The 22499-nt window shown below is 45.8% G+C and carries 24 protein-coding genes and 2 tRNA genes; all 26 read right to left on the reverse strand.

All coding sequences use genetic code 11. The annotated features are described in order from the left end of the window. Window positions 1-220: 220 nt before the first annotated feature. The 26 genes from lysS to AUL54_RS10400 all read right to left on the reverse strand — a co-directional run bounded on the left by lysS (window position 221) and on the right by AUL54_RS10400 (window position 22497). Entirely contained in the window at window positions 221-1720 is a 1500-nt protein-coding gene (gene lysS / locus AUL54_RS10275; protein WP_016936549.1) for a lysine--tRNA ligase, read from the reverse strand. Between the two features lie 91 nt (window positions 1721-1811). Continuing rightward, window positions 1812-2813: a tRNA dihydrouridine synthase DusB gene (dusB, locus tag AUL54_RS10280; RefSeq protein ID WP_016936548.1), complete on the reverse strand. Its 1002-nt coding sequence runs from the start codon at window positions 2811-2813 to the stop codon at window positions 1812-1814. Beyond that, complete coding sequence (locus AUL54_RS10285) at window positions 2813-3040, reverse strand: helix-turn-helix domain-containing protein (RefSeq protein WP_016936547.1); 228 nt, start codon at window positions 3038-3040, stop codon at window positions 2813-2815. Before AUL54_RS10285 ends, dusB begins: the two co-directional genes overlap by 1 nt. Further along, window positions 2992-3495, reverse strand: a complete 504-nt coding sequence (gene folK, locus AUL54_RS10290) for a 2-amino-4-hydroxy-6-hydroxymethyldihydropteridine diphosphokinase (protein WP_060963755.1) — start codon at window positions 3493-3495, stop codon at window positions 2992-2994. The genes AUL54_RS10285 and folK overlap by 49 nt, the downstream gene beginning before the upstream one ends. Next, a complete protein-coding gene (gene folB / locus AUL54_RS10295; protein WP_060963756.1) occupies window positions 3492-3854 on the reverse strand; it encodes a dihydroneopterin aldolase in 363 nt (120 codons plus the stop codon). The genes folK and folB overlap by 4 nt, the downstream gene beginning before the upstream one ends. Then, complete coding sequence (gene folP, locus AUL54_RS10300; protein ID WP_060963757.1) at window positions 3847-4704, reverse strand: dihydropteroate synthase; 858 nt, start codon at window positions 4702-4704, stop codon at window positions 3847-3849. Before folP ends, folB begins: the two co-directional genes overlap by 8 nt. After that, a complete protein-coding gene (gene pabC, locus AUL54_RS10305; protein ID WP_060963758.1) occupies window positions 4685-5569 on the reverse strand; it encodes an aminodeoxychorismate lyase in 885 nt (294 codons plus the stop codon). Before pabC ends, folP begins: the two co-directional genes overlap by 20 nt. Continuing rightward, the gene (gene pabA / locus AUL54_RS10310; RefSeq protein WP_060963759.1) at window positions 5566-6153 is read right to left on the reverse strand and encodes an aminodeoxychorismate/anthranilate synthase component II; all 588 of its coding nucleotides are present in this window, start codon (window positions 6151-6153) and stop codon (window positions 5566-5568) included. Before pabA ends, pabC begins: the two co-directional genes overlap by 4 nt. 15 nt (window positions 6154-6168) lie before the next feature. Beyond that, window positions 6169-7581 (reverse strand): aminodeoxychorismate synthase, component I, encoded by a 1413-nt coding sequence (gene pabB, locus AUL54_RS10315; RefSeq protein ID WP_060963760.1) that lies wholly within the window; start codon window positions 7579-7581, stop codon window positions 6169-6171. 166 nt (window positions 7582-7747) lie between these two features. Next, window positions 7748-8674, reverse strand: a complete 927-nt coding sequence (gene cysK / locus AUL54_RS10320; RefSeq protein WP_004264603.1) for a cysteine synthase A — start codon at window positions 8672-8674, stop codon at window positions 7748-7750. A gap of 75 nt (window positions 8675-8749) precedes the next feature. Further along, complete coding sequence (locus AUL54_RS10325; RefSeq protein ID WP_060963761.1) at window positions 8750-9640, reverse strand: peptidyl-prolyl cis-trans isomerase; 891 nt, start codon at window positions 9638-9640, stop codon at window positions 8750-8752. A gap of 45 nt (window positions 9641-9685) precedes the next feature. Then, window positions 9686-10561, reverse strand: a complete 876-nt coding sequence (gene hslO / locus AUL54_RS10330) for an Hsp33 family molecular chaperone HslO (RefSeq protein WP_060963762.1) — start codon at window positions 10559-10561, stop codon at window positions 9686-9688. 11 nt (window positions 10562-10572) lie between these two features. Continuing rightward, complete coding sequence (locus AUL54_RS10335; RefSeq protein WP_016936538.1) at window positions 10573-11349, reverse strand: type III pantothenate kinase; 777 nt, start codon at window positions 11347-11349, stop codon at window positions 10573-10575. Between the two features lie 148 nt (window positions 11350-11497). Further along, on the reverse strand, window positions 11498-13417 hold the full coding sequence (gene ftsH / locus AUL54_RS10340; protein ID WP_004264608.1) for an ATP-dependent zinc metalloprotease FtsH: 1920 nt from the start codon (window positions 13415-13417) through the stop codon (window positions 11498-11500). 97 nt (window positions 13418-13514) lie between these two features. Then, window positions 13515-14054, reverse strand: coding sequence for a hypoxanthine phosphoribosyltransferase (gene hpt / locus AUL54_RS10345; RefSeq protein WP_004264611.1), 540 nt, complete (start codon window positions 14052-14054; stop codon window positions 13515-13517). Further along, window positions 14051-15469, reverse strand: a complete 1419-nt coding sequence (gene tilS / locus AUL54_RS10350; RefSeq protein ID WP_060965084.1) for a tRNA lysidine(34) synthetase TilS — start codon at window positions 15467-15469, stop codon at window positions 14051-14053. The genes hpt and tilS overlap by 4 nt, the downstream gene beginning before the upstream one ends. A 104-nt stretch (window positions 15470-15573) precedes the next feature. Continuing rightward, complete coding sequence (locus tag AUL54_RS10355; protein WP_060963763.1) at window positions 15574-16575, reverse strand: protein kinase domain-containing protein; 1002 nt, start codon at window positions 16573-16575, stop codon at window positions 15574-15576. Then, window positions 16541-17278, reverse strand: coding sequence for a vWA domain-containing protein (locus AUL54_RS10360; protein WP_060963764.1), 738 nt, complete (start codon window positions 17276-17278; stop codon window positions 16541-16543). Before AUL54_RS10360 ends, AUL54_RS10355 begins: the two co-directional genes overlap by 35 nt. A 67-nt stretch (window positions 17279-17345) precedes the next feature. After that, entirely contained in the window at window positions 17346-19835 is a 2490-nt protein-coding gene (gene spoIIE, locus AUL54_RS10365) for a stage II sporulation protein E (protein ID WP_060963765.1), read from the reverse strand. Window positions 19836-20044: 209 nt separating this feature from the next. Then, window positions 20045-20116, reverse strand: a tRNA-Glu gene (locus AUL54_RS10370). Between the two features lie 9 nt (window positions 20117-20125). After that, a tRNA-Met gene (locus tag AUL54_RS10375) sits at window positions 20126-20202 on the reverse strand. A gap of 159 nt (window positions 20203-20361) precedes the next feature. Further along, complete coding sequence (locus tag AUL54_RS10380) at window positions 20362-20748, reverse strand: S1 domain-containing RNA-binding protein (RefSeq protein WP_004264630.1); 387 nt, start codon at window positions 20746-20748, stop codon at window positions 20362-20364. Window positions 20749-20828: 80 nt separating this feature from the next. Further along, window positions 20829-21206: a cell division protein DivIC gene (divIC, locus tag AUL54_RS10385; protein ID WP_016936533.1), complete on the reverse strand. Its 378-nt coding sequence runs from the start codon at window positions 21204-21206 to the stop codon at window positions 20829-20831. Between the two features lie 17 nt (window positions 21207-21223). Next, window positions 21224-21859 (reverse strand): spore cortex biosynthesis protein YabQ, encoded by a 636-nt coding sequence (gene yabQ, locus AUL54_RS10390; protein WP_060963766.1) that lies wholly within the window; start codon window positions 21857-21859, stop codon window positions 21224-21226. Continuing rightward, window positions 21856-22158, reverse strand: a complete 303-nt coding sequence (gene yabP, locus AUL54_RS10395; protein ID WP_004264638.1) for a sporulation protein YabP — start codon at window positions 22156-22158, stop codon at window positions 21856-21858. Before yabP ends, yabQ begins: the two co-directional genes overlap by 4 nt. A gap of 78 nt (window positions 22159-22236) precedes the next feature. Then, on the reverse strand, window positions 22237-22497 hold the full coding sequence (locus AUL54_RS10400) for an RNA-binding S4 domain-containing protein (RefSeq protein ID WP_007409934.1): 261 nt from the start codon (window positions 22495-22497) through the stop codon (window positions 22237-22239). Between the last annotated feature and the right edge of the window lie 2 nt (window positions 22498-22499).

Genomic DNA, 22499 nt, shown 5'->3' on the forward strand with positions numbered 1-22499 from the left:
AGCGACTTTATTATTATATCTTATCAATCTCTTGAAGTCAATAACTTTTTAAATTTCTTTTTTTCGTCAGCGCCTTGTTTAGCGGCAACGAATAATAATATACCACCTCACAAATAATAGTGCAATAGTTTTTTAAAAGAAAATCAAAAAAGCTTTATGGACGGCTTGTTTCTAAAAAAGCGCCGTACTGCGATATGCAGAAACGGCGCCTTCCCTTCTATTAGCGATGTCTCATTTGAGGGAATAATAAAACGTCTCTGATAGACGGAGCATTTGTTAACAGCATGACAAGGCGGTCGATGCCGATACCTAATCCTCCGGTCGGCGGCATGCCGTACTCAAGAGCTTCAACGAAGTCTTCATCCATCATATGCGCTTCATCGTTTCCTTCTTCTCTTTCTTTTAATTGTGCTTCAAAGCGTTCTCTTTGGTCGATAGGGTCATTCAGCTCCGTAAATGCGTTAGCGTGCTCACGGCCGACGATAAACAGCTCAAAACGGTCTGTAAAGCGCGGATCCTCAGGATTTTTCTTAGCAAGAGGCGAAATCTCTACAGGGTGGCCGTAAATAAATGTCGGCTGAATGAGTGTTTCTTCAATTTTTTGTTCGAAGAATTCATTAATGATATGGCCCACCGTCATTGAGTTTGTGATCTCGATACCATGTTCTTTTGCATGGCCGCGCGCTTCTTCAACAGTCATCTCATTCCAGAAATCTACGCCTGTAGCTTCTTTGACCGCATCTACCATATGGAGTCGTTTCCATTCAGGTTTCAGATCAATCTGCTCTTCACCGTACTGGATCGTGGTGCTTCCCAGTACTTCCTGCGCAATATGTGCAACGAGGTTTTCCGTCAGGCTCATAATGTCCTTATAATCGGCATACGCTTCATACAGTTCGATCATCGTGAATTCAGGGTTGTGGCGTGTAGAAACACCTTCATTACGGAACACGCGTCCGATTTCGTAGACTTTTTCCAGCCCGCCGACAATCAGGCGTTTCAGATGAAGCTCAATCGCAATACGCATATAAAGAGGCATATCCAGCGCGTTATGATGCGTGATGAACGGGCGCGCAGACGCTCCACCCGGTATGCTGTGCATTGTAGGTGTTTCGACTTCTAAGTATCCATGGTCATCTAAGTATCTTCTCATCGCTTGGATGATTTTGCTGCGTGTGATAAATGTTTGTTTGCTGTCAGGGTTTACGATCAGGTCAAGATAGCGCTGACGGTAACGCTGTTCAACATCTTTTAATCCATGATATTTATCAGGAAGAGGACGCAGTGCTTTTGTCAGCAATTCAAAAGATGTCGCTTTGACAGACAGCTCGCCTACGTTTGTTTTGAAAACTTTCCCGGTGATGCCGATAACGTCTCCGAGGTCTGAGGATTTAAAGATTTCATATTGTTCTTCGCCGACACTGTCTTTTCTTACGTAAATTTGAATTTGACCCTCTAAGTCCTGCAGGTGGGCAAAGCCGGCTTTTCCTTTTCCGCGCTTTGTCATCATACGGCCTGCAATGGTAACTTCAATCGCTTTTTCTTCCAGTTCTTCTTTAGAAAGCTCTTGGTAGGCGTCAATGATCTGCTGAGATTGATGTGTTCTCTCGAAGCGTTCGCCGAAAGGATCAATGCCGTTTTCTCTCAGCTGGTTCATTTTATCGCGTCTGACTTGCAGCTGGTCGTTCAATTCCTCATGATTTTGCTCTTCTTGACTCATTGTTATCACTCCATTACAGATATTGTTTCATGAAAAAAGCAGAAAAACTGCCAGCACAAAACTAGCAGTGAGCAGCAAATAGAGGTGAGTATTATCCTACTTTTGCGTTTTGAAGCTCTTTCGTCTCAACTTCAACCGTAAATGCATCTAAAAGTTGTACAAACTCTTCTCTTGTCTCACATTGATTGATTTCATTGCGAACATTCGCATTGCCTTTTACGCCTTTCAAATACCATGCAGCGTGCTTTCTCATTTCTCTTACCGCTACCTTTTCACCTTTTAAGTTAATCAGGCGGTCAAGGTGCAGTTTGCATACTGACATTTTTTCACGGACTTTCGGTTCGTCTTTTAACTCACCGGTTTCAAGGTACTGAACCGTACGGTAAATCATCCACGGGTTGCCGAGTGCGGCACGGCCGATCATGACGCCGTCAACACCGGTTTCCTCGAGCATGCGTTTCGCGTCCTGAGGCGTTTTGACATCGCCGTTTCCGATCACAGGAATAGAGACGGATTGCTTTACTTCTTTAATGATATCCCAGTTCGCAGTGCCTTCATACATTTGCACTCTTGTGCGTCCGTGCATCGCAACAGCTTTTCCGCCGGCGCGTTCAACAGCCTGGGCGTTTTTCACGGCATAAATGTGATCTTCATCCCAGCCCATTCTCATCTTCACCGTTACGGGCTTATCAACAGCATCTACTACTGCGGATACCATTTCATAAATTTTATTCGGATCGAGAAGCCATTTTGCTCCCGCGTCGCATTTTGTAATCTTCGGCACAGGGCATCCCATGTTAATATCAATAATATCTGCCGTCGTATTTTGATCGACAAACTTAGCCGCTTCTACAAGGGTTTCTTTCTTCCCTCCGAAAATCTGCAGGCTGAGAGGTTTTTCTCTCTCCTCGATGTAGAGCATTCCCATTGTTTTCGCGTTGTTGTACAGAATGGCTTTGTCACTGACCATTTCCGCACATACGAGTCCCGCTCCGAATTCTTTAACGGTAAGACGGAATGCGGCGTTACAGACTCCGGCCATCGGAGCAAGAACCACTCTGTTTTTTAATTCAATATCACCGATTTTAAACACTATTCGTCCTCCTTTCCTGCATTTTCAGGCGGAGCCAATTCCTCCGCGCTTATATTTAAAGCATCAGCAGCGTCACGAATGATCGAAGCTGACGGCAAACGGTTTCCGCGTTCAATCTCGCCGAGAATGGAAACTGAAATACCTATCGCTTTTGCAAACCCTTCTTGAGTATACCCCTTCAGCTTTCTGAATGCACGAATTCGTCTACCCCAGATTTCTGCTTCCATACGCTTACACCTTCTTGGTTTGTTTCATCGCTGATCGTGATATGATCCGCCTGCGGACAAATTTCTTTTAACGGCGCAAGGACAAATAAGCGCTCGTACATTCTCGGATGCGGAACAATCAGCCGCTCTGTTTCAATATTTTCACGATTATACAGCAAAATGTCAAGGTCTGCCGTTCGCGGCCCCCAGCGGATTTCTCTCGTTCTGCCTAATTCAGCTTCAATGCTCTGCGTCACGTCAAGAAGTTCGAAAGGAGTTAATGACGTCTTCACTTCAACGGCCATATTGAGAAACTGATCTTGATCTTCATAACCCACGGGATCAGTCTCATATATGGAGGATACCTTTGACACCGTCACGTCATCATGCCGGCCGAGCATGGCCACTGCCCGCCGCAAGTAACGTTCACGGTCGCCCATGTTAGAGCCGAGACCAATATATGCCGTGTTGTTCATGATTTCGTTCTCGTCATTTCTATGGCTACTGATTTATAATGGCCGGGAATCGGCGGATCAGGCTTAACAACCTTTACCGTACATTGCTGCACCGGCTCAAATTTCTTAAGAACGGTGTCCGCGATCCGCTCCGCAAGCGTCTCGACCAAATTGACGGGCTCGCCCTCAACGATGCCGCGGCAGACGCTGTACAGCTCCGCATAGTTAATAGTGTAAGAAAGGTCATCTGTTTGTCCCGCTTTGCTCAAGTCCAGTTCGGCAGTCAGGTCTACTTTGAAACGCTGGCCGAGTTTGTTTTCTTCTTCGAACACACCGTGATATCCGTAAAACTCCATACCTTCTACATATACTTTATCCATAATGCGCGCCTCCCTTGTTCAACATAGCATCCATCATCTTAGTCATTCTTGCGATCTCTTTGACATCATGCACCCTCACAATGTCGCAGCCTTTCTGGACGCCAAGGCATACTGTCGCCCCTGTCCCCTCGGCACGTTCCTCAGGAGGGAGGTCAAGCACATGGCCGATGAATCTTTTTCTTGATGTCGCCAGGAGCAGCGGATAACCTAACCCGCTGAACACTTCCAGCTTGTTCATGACAGCCAGATTGTCCTCATAGTTTTTCGCAAAGCCGATCCCCGGATCCAGAATCATATTTTCATCTGAAACGCCGGCATTCGCGGCAATTTTTACGCTTTCCATTAAATCTGCAAGCATATCAGGAATAAGATCGTTATAATTTCTTTCTTTGCGATTATGCATTAAGATAATCGGAACTCCGTGTTTAGCTGCTACCGGCGCCATGTCAGGGTCGCCTTTCGCCCCCCAGATATCATTGATGATAGAGGCGCCCGCTTTCACCGCTTCGTCAGCCACGGACGCTTTGTACGTATCAATTGAAATCGGAACGTCCAGTTCGCTTGTGATCCGTTCTATAGCGGGGATTACACGCGACAGTTCTTCATCAGCCGACACGAGTGATGCGCCGGGCCTTGTCGATTCGCCGCCGATATCTATGATATGCGCCCCTTCTTCAGCCATCTTCGCCGCATGCAGAAGCGCTCTTTCCGTACTATCGTATTTTCCGCCGTCAGAGAAGGAGTCTGGCGTTACATTTAAAATTCCCATAACGAGTGTCTTCTCTTTATAGGATAAAGCGCCTTTTTTTGTATGAATCAGTTTAGGCTGTTCAATCGTTTGCTGCGCCATTTTGTTCCTCCTCCTTTACATTCATTTTGTTTATTTCCTGCTGATACTGCTTGCGGAGCAATTGCACCGTTTTTCCGCTCACTCCGGGCAGCGGCACTTCCTCTATTTTAGAAAACGGGATAATTTCAAGCACGGAGTTTGTCATCCACGCTTCATCCGCTTCAAGCATTGATTGAAAACGGAACCGGCCTTCGGCAACCTCTGTCCCCTGCCGTTTCAATTCACCAATGACAAACTGCCTCGTTACCCCGTCGAGAATGCCTGTATCCAAGGATGGCGTAAAGACCTTGTCTCCTTTTCGCCAAAACACATTGGAGACAATGCCTTCCGCGACATCTCCTTCTCGGGTCAGAAAAATCCCTTCAAGATTCGGATCATTGCCGATTTCTTGTTTAGCATACATATTGTTTAAATAGTGATGGGATTTTAACCGAAAAGATCCTTCAGGTGTGTTTCTCCGGACAGAGAGAAGTTTGCCTTCTTTTTCAAGAGGCAAAGCTTCCGGATTAAGCCGGCTGACGAAACAAAGGACGGTCGGCTTGTCATAAGTCTGGGCGGTAAATCCTTTATCACTGACGCCTGCCGAGACGTTAAGCCGGACACGCGCGCTGCCGTCCTTGATGTCATTGAGGAGCAACAGGCTTGCAAGCATATCAAGCAGCTCCTGTTTATTCACCTCGTACGCAATCTGCAAATCCCGAAGCGCCCTGTTGAGCCTGGCGACATGCGCATCCGGCAAAAACGGCCGGCCGTTATAAAGCCTGAACGTCTCAAACGCGCCGATTCCGTACAGATAACCATGGTCAAAAGGAGAAAGCGCCGCTTCTTTCTCCTCTATATATTGACCATTCAAATATATAATCACACCGTCACTTCCTTCTTGCGGTGTGTCTCAATAAAGTTTCTGAGCATCTCTTTGCCGAAGGAGGTCATGATGGATTCCGGATGGAACTGAACACCTTCAACAGGCAGCTCATTATGGCGGATTGCCATAATTTCTCCTTCTTTGGTTTGAGCGGATACCGTAAAGCAGTCCGGCAATGTGTCCGCTTTAACAATAAGCGAGTGGTACCGGGTTGCGGCCAGCGGATTTTGCAGGCCTTTAAAAATCGTCTGTCCGTCATGCATAATGTCTGACGTTTTGCCGTGCATGAGCCGCTCCGCTCTGACGACGTCTCCGCCGAACACTTGTGCAATCGACTGATGTCCGAGACATACGCCGAAAATAGGAATGCTGCCGGCAAAATGTTTGATGGCCTCGAGGCTGATCCCCGCTTCATCCGGACTGCACGGCCCAGGTGAAATCATCAAGAAATCCGGCGCCAGCTCTTCTATCTCTTCAATCGTAATCTCATCATTCCGTCTGACGATCAGTTTCTCCCCCAGCTCACCCAAATACTGAACCAAGTTGTACGTAAATGAATCATAATTGTCAATCATTAAAATCATCTCTGCTCACCTCATCTAATTTTTTGTCTCTTCTTCGCTCAGCTCTAACGCCTTTTTCATGGCAAAAGCTTTTTTGAACGATTCCTTGTATTCGTGCTTCGGAACCGAGTCAATGACCACTCCTGCTCCGGACTGCATAAAAGCATGTCCGCCGGCTGCATAGATCGTCCGGATCACAATGTTAAATTGCAAATCTCCGTTGAATCCGAACCAGCCTATAGATCCAGTATAAAGCCCCCGCCTTGTCGGCTCAAGCTCTTCTATAATTTCCATCGTTCTCACTTTGGGTGCTCCGGTGATGGTGCCACCCGGGAAAACCGCATGAATAATGTCTGTCGCGTCATATCCGTCCTGCAGCTCCCCCTGTACATTTGACACGATATGCATGACGTGCGAATATTTTTCGATCGCCATAAACTCGTTAACCCGCACGGAGCCGTAGCGCGATACGCGGCCGAGATCATTGCGCTCCAGATCAACAAGCATGACGTGTTCCGCACGTTCTTTCTCGTTGTGAATTAATTCATCAGCCAGCGCCTTGTCTTCTGCATCGTCTTTTCCTCTTGAACGCGTACCCGCGATCGGTCTTGTTTCAAGCTTCTTCCCCTTTTTTGTCACCAATAGCTCCGGCGACCCGCATATCACTTGAAAACCCGGTGTCTCAAGATAAGCCATGTAAGGCGACGGGTTGACGTTTCTCAAATGTTTATACACCTCATACGGGTGAACGGATAAGGATTGGGATTGCCTGATGGACAGATTAACCTGAAACACATCGCCGCTCGCGATATATTGCTTAATTTGTTCTACGGCCTGTGAAAATCCTTCTTCAGTGAACGGAGCGACATACGATCCGTCTCCTTCCCGGTTCAGCGGAGAAAAAGGCTCGTCCCCTGTTTGACGGGAGCGCCACATATCCTCTAAACCGGACAGCTTTTCTTCCGCAAGCCCGGCTTCTTCCGCTTCGGTATGGGTAATGAGCCATAACGCCTCAGCCTCATGGTCGTAAACGGCCACATCATCAAAAATGAGAAAGTATATATCAGGTGTTTCCAAATCATCTAAAGACAGCATTTTAAAATTCTCAATGTATCGGGCGTAGTCGTAACTGATAAATCCAATCGCGCCGCCTTGAAAATCCGGGAACTCATCGTTTGTTTCCGTCCCAAGCGTCTCAAACCAATCATGAAAAGCCCGCAGCGGGTCACCTTCTTTAAACAGCGTTTCCCCTTCATGCTTGATCGTTGTGATTCCGTCTTTCCCTCTGACGGACGCAATCGGATCTAGACCGGCTATACTGAATCTTCCCCCTCTCGCGCTTTCGAGCAGAACATGCCGTTTTCTCGATTTCGAAAGGTTCTCATATTGCTGTAAAAATGCTTGCTTCGTAAAAGGTATCTTTCTTCCTGCCGGTCTGCGTTGTGCCATCTTATCAATCCTCTGCTTCGTTTTCTGTAGTTTTATTTTAAAGCAATCATACTGGTGAAAAAAGTGAATTTCTCTTCCAACCATAAAATTCGAAACGTTTTTTGGATTTTCGATGCTTCAGGCACAAAAAAACTCCCGGATACAGCCGGGAGCCGTGTGTATGTCTCTATTCAAACTGATAAAGAGGGGTGCTTAAGTAACGCTCTCCATTACTAGGGATGATCGCAAGCACTTTCTTGCCTTTCCCCAGTTTTTTCGCGATTTCCAGCGCCGCGTAAATGGCCGCTCCGGAAGAAATACCGCCGAGAATCCCTTCTTCTTTTGCCGTTTTACGGGCATATTCAAATGCATCCTCATTTTTGACGGGAATGATCTGATCATAAATGTCCGTATTCAATGTTTCAGGGACAAAACCCGCTCCGATACCCTGAATTTTATGCGGACCCGGTTTTCCGCCAGAAAGAACTGGAGAATCCGCCGGCTCTACCGCATAGATTTTGATGGATGGATATGCTTCTTTCAGCACTTCACCCGCTCCCGTGATGGTTCCGCCCGTACCGATACCGGCCACGAATGCATCGAGCTGGTCGTCTCCAAACTGTTCTACAATTTCTTTCCCAGTCGTTTGGCGGTGAATCTCCGGGTTTGCCGCATTGTTGAATTGCTGAGGCACAAAATAGCCGTGTTCCTCTGCAAGCTCCTCCGCCTTTTTAATGGCGCCCTTCATTCCTTCTGCGCCGGGAGTCAGCACAAGCTCTGCTCCGTAAGCGCGCAGCAGATTGCGTCGCTCCATGCTCATCGTATCAGGCATAACGAGAATGGCTCTGAGGCCTTTTGCCGCTGCCACCATCGCAAGACCGATTCCTGTATTTCCGCTTGTCGGTTCAATGATTGTGTCGCCGGCTTTTAATTTGCCTTCTTTTTCAGCCGCTTCAATCATCGCAGCTCCGATACGGTCTTTTACGCTGCTGCCCGGATTCATGTATTCAAGCTTCAGATATACATCTGCGCTGTTTTCATCCGTCAGGCGATTCAATTTCACAATAGGAGTATTTCCGATTAGTTCAGTAATAGAATTTGCAATACGCACCATGTTGGACACCTCAATTTCCGACTAAATTTATTGGTATTATAAATATAAGTTATCAATTTCAAAATTTTTTGTCAATCATTTAGTTCTTTTTTCCCCGTAGAACCAAGAGACTCCCGCCTCTTTCCACAGCGTTTTGACTGTCGCCTTATCACCTAATTGATCCATCGCAATCTGACGTCTGATTTGGCTCTTCACTTCATTATATGAGAAAGTTCTTGCTTTAAGCTTTTCTTTCAGCTGAATGACGGCGTATCCTGAAGAAACTTTAATCGGTTCAGCGGACCATTCATTTTCTTTGAGATTTTTGGCTTCTGTGATATATTCCTGCGGGATATTCTCCTGGTTTTCTGTCACAAATCCGAGGTCTCCGCCATACTGAGACGTGTATCTGTCAGTGGAACGCTCTGCGGCGACGGCTTCAAAGCTGGAACCGCCTTTCAAATCAGCAAGCACCCTGTCCGCTTCTTCTTTGCTTTTGACGACGATGTGCCGGATTCTGTAGGAATCATCGAATTGATACAGTTCTTTATTTTTATTATAAAATGATTGCATTTCCTTATCCGATATATCGATGTCCTTCGTCAGAAGTTCCTCAAGAAGAATGTTGTAGCGGATCTGGTCTTTCCATTCTTTTTCCGTAATATGATCGTCTTCATAAAATGAATTATTCACCGCTTTGATTAAAAGAAATTCACGTTCCAATTCGCTGTTTGAAACTGTAAGTTTATTCTTTTTCGCAAGCTCTTCCACTACTTGTGTATTAATCATGTCTTCCAAGGTCGATTTTCCGTACTGGTCTTCCATCTTTTTCATCCAGTCCTGCCGCGTGATATGTTTATCACCGATTGTCGCGATGGATTCTTCAGATGACCCTGCAGCTTGGGATTTTGTTAACTTATACGCGACTGCCACGCTGCATACTAACAGCGCCGCTACAATAATCGTCAAAAGTGTTCTCGGTTTCAAAATCTACCCCATCCCTTTTTTAAAATAGAACAACCCGCTAAAGAGCTAGCGGGTTGTTTCGTCACGAAGCTCTTCCAGTTCTTCTTTTGTAAATAAATATTTCTCATTACAAAAATGGCAAACCGCTTCGGCTTTTCCGTCTTCTTCTATCATATCTTGTATTTCTTTTTTGCCTAGTCCTAAAATGGCTGCTTCGAAACGATCTTTAGAACAAGAACAGTGAAATTTGACCGGCATATTCTCAAGTACGTCCGGTTTCTGGCCCAGTACTTCTTCTAAAATTTCTTCCGGTGTCAGGCCTTTTTGAATCAATTTTGAAATCGGTTCGATTTGAGATAATCGCTTTTCAATTGTTGAAATGGTTTCCTCATCAGTCCCCGGAAGAAGCTGAATAATGAACCCGCCGGAAGCGAGAATCGTGTTATCAGGGTTCACAAGCACTCCTACACCGACAGATGAAGGGACTTGTTCAGAAGAAACAAGGTAGTATGTGAAGTCGTCACCAAGTTCACCTGAGACAATTTCTACTTGTCCCGTAAAATAATCACGCAAGCCTAAATCTTTTACGACACTAAGTGTTCCGTCCGTTCCTACCGCCCGTCTCACATCCAGCTTCCCCTGTTCATTGAGGTCAAAGTGAACGTGCGGATTTGTTACGTATGCTCTGACTTCGCCCTTTGCATTCGCATCTGCGATGATGGCACCGATCGGCCCGCCGCCTTCTATTTTGACGGTCAGCTTATCTTCACCCTTCATCATCGCTCCGAGCATCAGAGACGCCGTCATCGTCCGGCCGATTGCGGCTGATGCCGTCGGCCATGTGTCATGCCTTCTTTGCGCTTCATTTACCATATCTGTCGTTCTGGCTGCATAAGCCCGAACTTTACCGTCATATGCAATTGCTTTAATTAAATAATCCATCGTTTAACCTCCTATACGTGACCCACGCGATTTCGCTCATAAATGATTTCCAGCCCTTTTAAAGTAAGAAACGGGTCAACAACATCAATACAGTCTGATTCATTTGCGATCAATGAGGCAAGACCGCCTGTCGCAATGACTTTCGGTTCTTGTTTGGCCTGCCATTTCATCCGCTTGACAATGCCTTCAACTTGTCCGACATAGCCGAAAAGGATGCCGGACTGCATGGCGCTTACCGTGTTTTTGCCGATGATATTGTCCGGTCGGGCGATTTCAATTCTCGGAAGCTTGGCCGCGCGCGAGTACAGCGCTTCCGTTGAAATCGTAATGCCGGGAGCTATCGCGCCGCCCATATATTGTTTGTTTTCATCAATGTAGCAATACGTCGTCGCCGTTCCGAAGTCAACGACAATTAAGGGGCCGCCATACTGATGAATCGCCGCAACGGCATTGACAATCCTGTCTGCTCCCACTTCTTTCGGATTGTCATATTTTATATTTAAACCTGTTTTCATCCCCGGGCCGACAACCTGCGGCTCGATGTGAAAGTATTTTGTGCACATTCTTTCTAAAGAGAACATAATCGGCGGCACCACGGATGAGATGATAATTCCTTCGATCTGTTCAAACATAAGTCCGGAATGTTCAAATAAGGAGCGGAGCAGCATGCCGAATTCGTCTTCTGTTTTGTGTCTGCTCGTTTCTACACGCCAATGATATTCTAATTCACCATCATGATATACACCAATCACGGTGTTGGTGTTCCCCACATCTATAACCAGTAACAACCTCTATCACCACTTTTGAATAGTTTCTAATCATAACTTTTTCAACATTCTACAATACCATACACGATCTGCGGCTCTTTTGTAAACAAAACGGAACCAGTAAAAAAACCGCCGGTATAAGCCGGCGGTTTTCATATCGGAAAGCGAACTATTCTTTCGGTTCGTCTTTCTTTTCGTCTTCTGTTTTAGACAGAATGTTTACTTTCACATCGTCTTTTTGAAGATGGTCATCTGAGAAATTGCGCTCTGGGAGTTTTCCATGATCCACGAGATGCTTGATTTGTTCCGCATCTAATGTTTCCACATCTAGCAATGTCTGAGCAATCAATTCAAGCTTATCGCGATTTTCAGTCAGGATGGTTTTCGCACGCTCATAACATTCTTTAATGATGCGCTGAATTTCCTGATCGATTTCGTAAGCGATCTGATCACTGTAGTTTTGCTCGTTGTTGAAATCCCGGCCCAGGAATACTTGACCGCCTTGAGATTGACCGAACTGGAGCGGTCCGAGTTTTTCTGACATGCCGAACTCCGTCACCATTCTTCTGGCAATGTTCGTTGCCCGCTGGAAGTCATTGTGAGCCCCGGTGCTGACTTCGCCGAAAATAATTTCTTCGGCAACGCGTCCGCCCAGAAGACCGACAATTTTGTCGAGAAGCTCAGGTTTTGTCTGGAAGTAACGGTCTTCTCTCGGAAGCATGACCGCGTATCCGCCTGCCTGCCCCCTCGGAACGATCGTTACTTTATGAACCATATCGGCTTCATCCAGCACAAGTCCGATAACAGTGTGACCGCCTTCGTGGTACGCCACGATATTGCGTTCTTTTTTCGAGATGACGCGGCTCTTCTTCGCAGGACCCGCAATAACACGGTCCGTTGCTTCATCAATGTCGCGCATATCAATTTTCTTCTTGTTTTGACGGGCAGCAACAAGTGCCGCTTCGTTAAGAAGGTTTTCTAAATCTGCGCCTGAGAAACCAGGTGTTCTTGAAGCAATTGCTTTTAAGTTCACCGTCTCATCAAGCGGTTTGTTTCTCGCATGGACCTGCAATACGGCTTCACGGCCGATGACATCCGGACGGTCTACCGTAATCTGACGGTCAAAACGTCCCGGACGGAGCAATGCAGGGTCAAGAATGTCCGCACGGTTTGTCGCAGCGATAATAATAATTCCTTCATTCGCACTGAAACCGTCCATCTCAACAAGCAGCTGGTTCAGCGTCTGTTCGCGTTCATCATGCCCGCCGCCAAGACCGGCGCCGCGCTGACGTCCTACCGCGTCGATCTCATCAATGAAGATCAGGCAAGGCGCATTCTTTTTTGCATTTTCGAATAAATCACGCACACGGGAAGCACCGACACCGACAAACATTTCAACGAAGTCAGATCCGCTGATGCTGAAGAAAGGAACGCCGGCTTCACCGGCTGAGGCTCTCGCAAGCAATGTCTTACCGGTTCCCGGAGGTCCGACCAGCAGCACGCCTTTAGGAATTCTGGCGCCAAGCTCGGCGAATTTGCGGGGATCTTTCAGAAACTCAACAACCTCAACAAGCTCCTGCTTCTCCTCATCCGCGCCGGCTACATCTTTAAACTTCACGCGTTTCTTTTCTTCCGTATACAGCTTCGCTTTGCTCTTTCCGAAATTCATGACACGGCTTCCGCCGCCCTGAGCCTGGTTGAGCAGGAAGAAAAACAGAATAAAGATGATGACAAACGGAATGATCGTCGTTAAGAACGTCACCCACCCGCTTGTTTCCTGTGCGGGATCAACTTTTACGTCCGTCTTTTTAATTGCGTCAAATATCTGGTCTGCTCCTTTTCCTTCAGGAACATGTGTTAAAAAGTACTGGTCTTTGTCGTATTTTTTCAGCTGTCCTTTTACCTCATAAACACCTCTGACAGGCTGAACCGATACGCTATCAACTTTCCCTTCATCGAGGTTCTTGATAAACGTACTGTACGACATATTTTCTGTTTTCGGGTTTGAAGTCTGGAAGTAACTCACAACCCCGATTACTACTAATAAAATAAGTAAATAAAAAATGGTATTACGGAAGACCCGATTCATTCCTTACCTCCTCCCACAGTAAGCACAACTATGTTCAATAGTACCATAGAAAATCATTCCAATACAACCGATAACCATCTCGGAAGCAGGCAGCCGATCAGCTTTCATAAATCGCCGGTTTCAACACTCCGATGTAAGGCAGATTGCGATAGCGTTCGGCATAATCAAGTCCGTAACCCACAACAAACGCATCAGGGACTTCAAAGCCTACGAAGTCTGCTTTAATGTCCGCTTTTCTTCCGCTTGGTTTATCCAACAGGGTAACAATCTTAATTGATTTCGCTTTACGATATCGGAAGAGTTCTACGAGATAGCTCAAGGTTAACCCACTGTCGATAATATCTTCAATGATTAAGATGTCCCGGCCTTCTACAGATGTATCCAAATCTTTGATGATTTTGACTTCTCCGGAAGAAACCGTGGAATTTCCGTAGCTTGATACATCCATGAAGTCCATTTCCAAATATGTATCAATATGCTTTATAAGATCAGCCATAAAAGGGAGCGCTCCCTTTAACACACCGATTGCCAACGGAAACGTGTCGCTGTACTCGCTTGTTAATTGTTCTCCAAGCTGTTTTACTTTCTGCTGGATCTCATCTTCTGAAATCAGCACTTTTTCGATATCTTGTTTCATGTTAATGCTTGCCCCCTACACTTTTCATGCTGTCTATATTGTAATACAATGCGGTCACTGTTTGAAATCACAAGATTGTCAAAGATGGATTTTTTCAAGCCAGGCAGCCAGATAATTTCACCGCTTGCATCCGTTACAATCGGCCATTCGTCCCGATCACGCAGAGGCAGTTTATGATCAATAAATATATCTTTTACCTTTTTCGAGCCATTCATCCCTTTAAGTTTGATCCGGTCGCCGATTTTTCTCGTCCGGATTGTTAAAGGAAATTGCACCTTATTTCTGCTTGTTATAAAAACAGCATTCCCATTTTTGATATGAGGGTCGGCCTGATCGGCCACCTCTATCATAAAGCCGTTGGGCAGAACAGCAGTCTCACCTTCTGCTCCTTGCAGCTGCAGCTCAAAGGGAATCTTTTCACACTGCCATTGTTCAAATGTAAACAAACATGTCTGATATGATTTGACCACCTTCAGCCCTTTCGGAAAATAAAGCACTCCTGAGGCGCTTCCGTTTTCTGCCCATTCAAGAAACTGCTGGATATGGCGGGCGGAAAACGACGATGGAACGTTTTCATAAAGATAGTTTAATATTAGTTGAACTCCTCTTCTTTGTAAAGGTATCGGAAGGGCAAGCAATTGAGAGGAATTGACTTCAACTGATGTGTCAGACTTGCTTGTAATAACCTTATTCATTCGTTCTTTCGTTAATGACTGCAAGTATTGTTCGTCTTCTGTCAGTGCTTCACTCACTTTTTGAAACATTTTATGAACGTCAGGTGATTCTTGTTTTAAAAAAGGAAGCACGGTCTTTCTGAATCTGTTTCTTGTATAATCGTCTTTTGTGTTGCTCTCATCCGTTCTGTAGGACAGCCCTTCTTGACGGCAGTATTCAAGAATTTCATCTTTTGCCGTATAGAGGAAAGGTCTGATCAGCAGGCCGGATGCAAATTCGCGGACAGGCTGCATTCCCGCAAGCCCCGCCCCGAGCGTACCTTTCGCAAGCCTCATGAGCATTGTCTCAACTTGGTCGTCGCCATGATGAGCCAGCGCTAAAAACTTTGCTTGGTGTTTTGCCATCAGCTCTTTAAAAAACTGATATCTGCAATCACGCGCGGCAGCCTGCTTGTTCAGCTTATTCTTCCTTGCATATGCGGAAACATCAATCTGTACCGCTTCGCAAAGGATGTGTTCCGCCTCGCAATATGACTGCACAAACTTCATATCTTCTTCAGATTCAGATCCCCTGAACTGATGGTCGACATGCGCCGCAATGATAACGGAGGAATGCCCGAAGTGCTTATTCAGCATGCTGAGAAGCGCCATTGAATCAGGGCCCCCGGAGACTCCGGCAATAATCGTTTCTCCCTCCGCCTGAAGATGATATGTTTTGAAAAAATCTTCCACGCTTTTCACAATGTCCCCCTCACAATGAGCAGGTTTTTTAAAGATATACATATCCTATCACTTTCATTCCCTCCAAGCAAAGAAGAAGCATGAACATCGGCATCCGGCCGGCATTAGATGAGAAAAAAGACGATGTAAGCGAAATAAAGGGCGAGAACGCTGATTAGAATAAGTGTTGTTTCAAACAAACCATTGTGTTTTGCGGGCTTTTGTTTTGGTTTATACCGTGTCTGAGAAACAGTGCCCTGCCGCGGTTTTGCCTGCTGCGGCTTAGGCCTGGCGGCGGTTTTCCTTTTGCCGCCCGTGCTCTGTCCTGCCGTAAGGATGTCATGTTTCATCGCTTCAGCAGACGGATATTGCCCGTTTAAAGCAGAAAACAGAACCTTCTTATACTTATTCAAAAACGGGTGGCCTTCAATAATAGAACGAAGCTGTTCTTTCGGCTGTCCTGTCTTTTTGCACTCTTTCTTCTGAACACAGTGGATCATGATCATGGCTGCAGCAAACAGGTCATAGGATGGCTCCGCTTTTCTTGTTCCATACCCCCAATAGCCCCTGTCGTAAAACTCCGTATACTCTTTAATCGCGCGCCCCTGTTTTGTCGTTCCCCCTACATCAATGCAGCGAATGGCAGCCGGAGGTCCGGTTACAATGAGGTTTTCCGGCTTGAGGTCGCCAAAGACCCATCCTTGCTGATGAAGGACAGACAGACTGGAAAGAAGCTGCACCATCAGCACCGGAATCCACTCCGCTCCCTTACTGCTGATATATTGCGGAAGAAGCGGCCCTTCTATGTACTCCATCACGTAAAAAGAGACATTTTTATTCAGCTGCGGTATAAAGGCATCATCCGCATCAAAAAAAGAAGGCCCCATCGTTTGCGAACGGGCCTTTGAAAAGGATTTTAAGACATTCACTTCAGAGGTAACAGACATGCTGTCGCTGCTTATTTTCAAAGCGACATGTCCGCCTGATGCTTCTGCCAGATATACAATACCGTTAGCCCCTTTGCCAAGCTGCTTGAGCAATCTGTAGGATTTGCCATTCCACTTGCCCCGGATTTCCGTTCCCGGTGCCAGACTACATGCCAAACTCGTTAAAGCGTCGTTCATCATCTGCCAACATGCTCCTTCTTGAGCGGATTCTTTCAAACTGCTGCGCCGCTTCCCGGATAGCGGGACCCGTGGGGGTGATACCGCCGGTTGACAGCTTCGCAAAGAGAGCGGAAAGCGATTCAAGCTTCGGCGTCCAATTCAACACAAGCTCAACTTCCTGGCTTTTCCCGGGAAATATACACATGGCAAATTCATTGTGACCGGCTCGGGAATTTAAACTGATGGAAAGATCAATCAGCGCTTCTTTCACCGTCGGCAGTTTCGGCGCCATACTCGCACTCGTATCAACCAGCACAAGCACTTGCAGATGAACCGTTTCGCCGAGTTCATCAACCACTTCCATCACTTCGCCGCGTTTTTCCGGAGAAAGTTCTTCCATTTCAATGTTTTTCCCTAAAATTTGTTTAAGCTCTTGATTGACGACACCTTGAAGTGTCTGGGTCATTGCTTTTTTTGTCACCATTTGAACCGTTTGAGACAATTGAGACGCATACACAACTTGATGGACGCCGCCTCCGGCCATGGCGATGCCTTCAACTTCCTTCATTGCCTCTTGGTCAATCGCGTTTTCTTCCATAATTCCTATAACATTCACCGTAATCCCCTGCTCCTTGGCGAAAGCCGCCATTGCAATCGGGTCTTCACCATGATTGGAGCAGCCATCTGTAATCAGCAGAACTTGATTTAAATGTCCCTTATTCACATTCATTCCTCCCGGTGATACGATTAGTCCCATCTTCGCCAGAAGGAATGTGATTTATACGAAAGGATTAAGAAATCTCCTTATTATTTTGGAAAACCGCCGGCACCGGTATGGATGCCCATTTCGGCGTATTGTGGTCAATCCGGACGACAACGACCGTCATATCGTCTTCGATTTGGCCGGCACGCGTTCTGATGACCTCTTCCATTAATATATCAGCGATTTCCTGCGGGTCTTCGGTTTTCAGCCCTTTCATTTTCCGTTTCATCCACAGGTCGTGGTTCTCTACGTGCTTCGGCCCTTCAAAAATACCGTCACTCATCATGACGAGCAGATCTCCCGCTTTCAGCTGTTCACTTACGACCTCCACATCAAATTCATTGATGATGCCGATCGGCAGATTGCTGGCCTGCACTTTCATGACTTGATCTCCCCGCTTGATAAAACTCGGCGTTGAACCGACCTTCAAGAATTTACAGCTTGCATCCTGAAGATCAATGATAGAAAGATCGAGAGTTGAGTAGATTTCATCTGTCGTCCGTAAAGACAGAATGCTGTTGATCGTTTTGATCGCGATTTTTTCATCAATACCCGATTCGAGAATTTTTTCGAGAAGTTTAATCGTTTCATTGCTCTCATAATGGGCCCTCGCCCCATTGCCCATGCCGTCGCTGATCGCGGCCGCATACTTTCTCGCTCCCAGTTCCATCATGCTGTAGCTGTCGCCGGAGACAAGGCCCCCTCCTTTTGCCGCGTGGGCCGCGCCTGTCGATACCCGGTAAGACTTGGTCGAACCGAACGCAACATGGCTGTAGCCATTCGGATGAGCCGAGTGCTGTTCGCTCTTGACAAGTATCTGCTCCTCAAGAATGTCAGACAGCATCGGAGCGATAATTTTCTCACTCTCGCCGTGCCCTCCGCTGAACGGGATTGTCATTTCAATATCAATATTGCCCTGCTCCAAGCTGTATATCTCGACATGCTGAATCTCGATTCCGAAATGCTGAAGCGCCTCTATCATTTGTTCTTCCTGAATAAAATGCTGCTCCCTCTCCCGTTTTATTTCCCGAGAAAAGTCCGCCATGACCTCAGAAACCCCCAACAGCTGCTCGGCAACAAGCCTTCTGCTGTCCTGAACTTTTCTCTTCAGGGTCAGATGGGCGTGATGATGGGCAAGTTCGTCTTCAATCAGCTCTTCCACCTGTCTGGATTTGGAACAGTGCTGCTGAAATTCCTTTTTTAATCTGCGGTTTGAGGCATACTGTTTTTCCTCTGTTTCATGCATAACTTGTTTCATTAAATCATATGTTTTATCAAAGTTTTGAACCCAGCATTTGCTTTTCTTATAGCAGGATTGGCAGGAATGCTCGGTGATTTTGCTTAAAAAGAGATCCACTTCCCCTTCTTCAGCCTGCTCATCGGAAGACGTCTGATGAAAGGTGGCAAAGCTCTCCGACAAGGCATGAAACACATTGGAGAACTGATCTACTTTCTGGGCAGTGACATCTCTGATTTTTCTCGCGTACTGCTGCTGTTCCTGACTGTGCTCAGCAGTGCCCGGTATGTATCGCGCCACCTTTTTCGTAATCGACTGGGGCGTAATTAAAAACAAGGCAACGGCAATCAAAGATTCGTAAAGGGTGGTCATTAACCCGGCGGACCCTTCCCCATATAATGAAATCAGCAGTGAGCCGATCACTAATCCGACTGCGGCGCCGGCTTTCTTGCCTTCCTTCAGCAGTCCGCCAAGAAGCCCGGAAAACGCAAGCAGACTCATTTGATAGAGATTGCCGATATTCGCAAGCCCGAGAATCAGCCCGGTCACAACACCGACAGTACAGCCGATGCTTGCTCCGCCGACAAAGGAAAAACTCAGAACGACATAACGGGCCAGTATATGCTCGGCCTGCATTCCCTGAAACGAAACGCCGGCAAGACCGGTTAAAACGGATGCGATCAAGATCATAAAACAGATGATTTCTTCAATTTTTAATGATTGTTTCACTTTTTTGATCGTGAAGATCGGCAGACTTTGCAAAAAGATCAGCGTCAAAATAAAGGCCAAGCCAGCCTCGACAACAGCCATCACATAGTCATAAGTGGTAAAAGCGCCGCTATCGAAATATACAAAACCGATTCTCGCTGCAGCCATAGAGAAAAATACTACGATCGGCAGCATCTTCACCCGGTCCTGCATGATATATGTACCGATTTTTGAAAATAGAGTAAAGACGGCCAAAGCTGTGAGAATCAACAAAGAGTGTTTCGGCGAAATGGTTAACGCACCTGCAAGTAATGACAGACAAGCATAGAAGGCTTTATCTCTTCTGATCAAAAGCATCGCCCCGAAAAACGGCAGCGCAAACGGAAGAACCTCAGATAATATAAAAGCCCGTCCAAGCAGAAAACCGATCACGACATAAATGAAACCCTTATAGAAAAAAAGTGAATGCGCCTGATGAACCGCAAGCTTTGCAGCCTTTTCAAAAAACGATTGCAGTTTTTCCAGAGCTTGTCCCGCCATCGGCCCGTTCACTCTTCTTTCCGCTTTTTCCATTGCTCTCATCCCCCACCTGTTTTATTCGTTGCTTGTCATTATAAATGAAAGCACAGATAGGATTTTGTCAAAAGAAGGTAACGATTCCAAAGAACTCTTCGACGCTTTCTCCCTTGTTCCCCTTTCCTCTCTTATTTCCTCCGACATTTCTCAAAAAGTTGTCTAAATATGAAAAAATCGGCTTCTGCAACAGAAGCCGATTCGCTTGATGACCCGTACGGGATTCGAACCCGTGTTACCGCCGTGAAAGGGCGGTGTCTTAACCGCTTGACCAACGGGCCATATATATATGGTAGCGGCGGAGGGGATCGAACCCCCGACCTCACGGGTATGAACCGTACGCTCTAGCCAGCTGAGCTACACCGCCATATAAGGTGCTTATAAGCACAAGTTATATAATACAAAGGTTTCTTCATTCCGTCAACAGAAAGTTTGAAGTTTTAATTTTCTGACTACAGGGATATATACAAAAAAAAGCACCCGCGGGATAGACGGATGCTCCAATGTATTTATAGAAAGCAGCAAGTTATCCTCTTCTTGCTCCGCGCCCTCCACGTTTTGATTCCGTGTTTCGTTTTAAAGATGATAAGCGGTCTTCGCTATCTTTAAGAAACTTGTTCATTTTCTGTTCAAAAGATTCTTTCGGACGGAAATCATTTCTAGGTCTGGCTTGCGGACGGTCTTTAGCTTTTTTAATTGATAAACCAATTTTCCCGTCTTTTTCAACGTTGATGACTTTCACTTCAACTTGATCGCCGACTTTTAAATGCTCGTTAATGTCTTTCACATAATTATCGGCTACCTCACTGATATGAACGAGACCGGTTGAGCCTCCAGGCAATTCAACAAATGCTCCGAAATTTGTAATACCTGTTATTTTCCCTTGCAACTTGCTGCCAACTTCAATCGACATAAAAAAAGTGCTCCTCCTTAGGCTTATAAAAAGATCGTTTGTTTAATTATACCTAAATAAAAATTTAAGTGTCAACAAGGCTACTTGCTCTTCTTTTCTACATTGAAGAGAATCTCACCATTTCCTGACATAAACAAGTCTCTTCTGGCAAGCTCTGTGACGTAATCCTCATCCTTTAATTTGGAAATTTCATCTTTTAAATCAGCCTGTTTCGCGTCCAATTCTTTCACTTGTTTTTCCAGCTGAGCTTTCTTTTCTTCGTTTGCGCTAAGGGAAGAGGTCTGTGACCACAGAGAACCCGCTAAGACAATAGCCGTCAACAACACAAGGGCGCCGAATACGATCAACCGTCTGAAAAGCCCTTTCCGCCTTCTTTTCATAAGCTGGGATTGCCGTTCAACCTGCTCTTTATAGTCGTTTTGAATTTCAGTTATTGTACGTTCTCTAGATAGATTCAAACCAGACGGTCCTCCTTTCATCTTTTCAAAATACGTATCATGGTCGATCTGATTGTTATGATTAGTTTCTTGCTCTTTTGTAAAAATCCTGCACTTTTTTGAAAATATCGTTTGAAAGTAAGACGCCACTTTTCAGGAAGAAGTTTCAATAATTGTTTCAACAGGAAGAACAGCGGATGCAGCAAAAACGTTACGATCTTAAAAAGACACTTCACAAAAAAGGCGCTCACCCGATAGGAGTATAAAGAAATAAACGTGATCAGCCCGATGAGCAGCTTAAAAAGCAGAACCACCGGACGGAACAGCACATGCTGAATGAGCTTTTTTGCAAATTGATAAAGAGATACCCCAAGATGGATGGCGAATTTCAGTATTTTTATATACATTCGTTTAAACAGGCTTTGGTACGTCGCAATTCCCAGTAAGACAGCCAAGAAAATGTATATCCTGAGTTCACCTTCATTCACGTTGAGCAGCACATAGAAAAACAGCAGACCTTGTACAATCCAAAAAAGAAGGTCATGAATGAATAACAGCCATCTGGCCGTTTTGGCGCGGCTGACAAACAGCCTGTATGTATCAAGCGACGCTCCGAGCCAGGCGCCCATACCGGTCATTGCCAGCATCGTATAAAATTGGGTCGTCAGCGTCATTTAAACAACTTGCTAAAAAACCCTTTAGCTTTATCCCCTTGCTGCTCGTCTAAATATACAAGGTCAAACACCCTGCCCTTTATAGATACAATCCCTTTTTCCACATCAAGGTTTTTCATCTGCAGGTTCTCGCCTCTGACGGAAAGCATTCCCATAACCGTTTCCAGCAAAAACTCTTCGTTGTCAAAACTTTCTACATGCTTGACGCCCGAAATGTCTAAATGCTTTCTCCCTTTCATCGTCACATCATGCTGTTCCGGAACAGAAGAAGAACCTTTTTGCTCATAATATGAATTCATCTATTCAGCCCCCATATCCTCGATACTTTTAGCATTATTACTGCATTGTATGAGGCGGGAGCTTTGTTTAGAACAAGCCTATTCGCCGAGTTTTTCTTCTTTGACGATGGTATACATGCCCGCGGCTTCTTCTTTTTTGGTTGTTTCTTTCAATTCGTTTACCTTTACGGTGACAAGCTTTTGGCCGAAGCGGACCGTCAGTTCATCGCCGGCTTTAACGTCTGAGCTGGCTTTCGCCTGATTCCCGTTAACGGTGATTCTTCCCTGGTCGGCGACCTCTTTCGCCAAAGTGCGGCGCTTAATTAATCTGGATACTTTTAAAAACTTATCAAGTCTCATAT

It is taken from the genome of Bacillus sp. SDLI1, assembly GCF_001553895.1.
Taxonomy (GTDB): domain Bacteria; phylum Bacillota; class Bacilli; order Bacillales; family Bacillaceae; genus Bacillus; species Bacillus siamensis.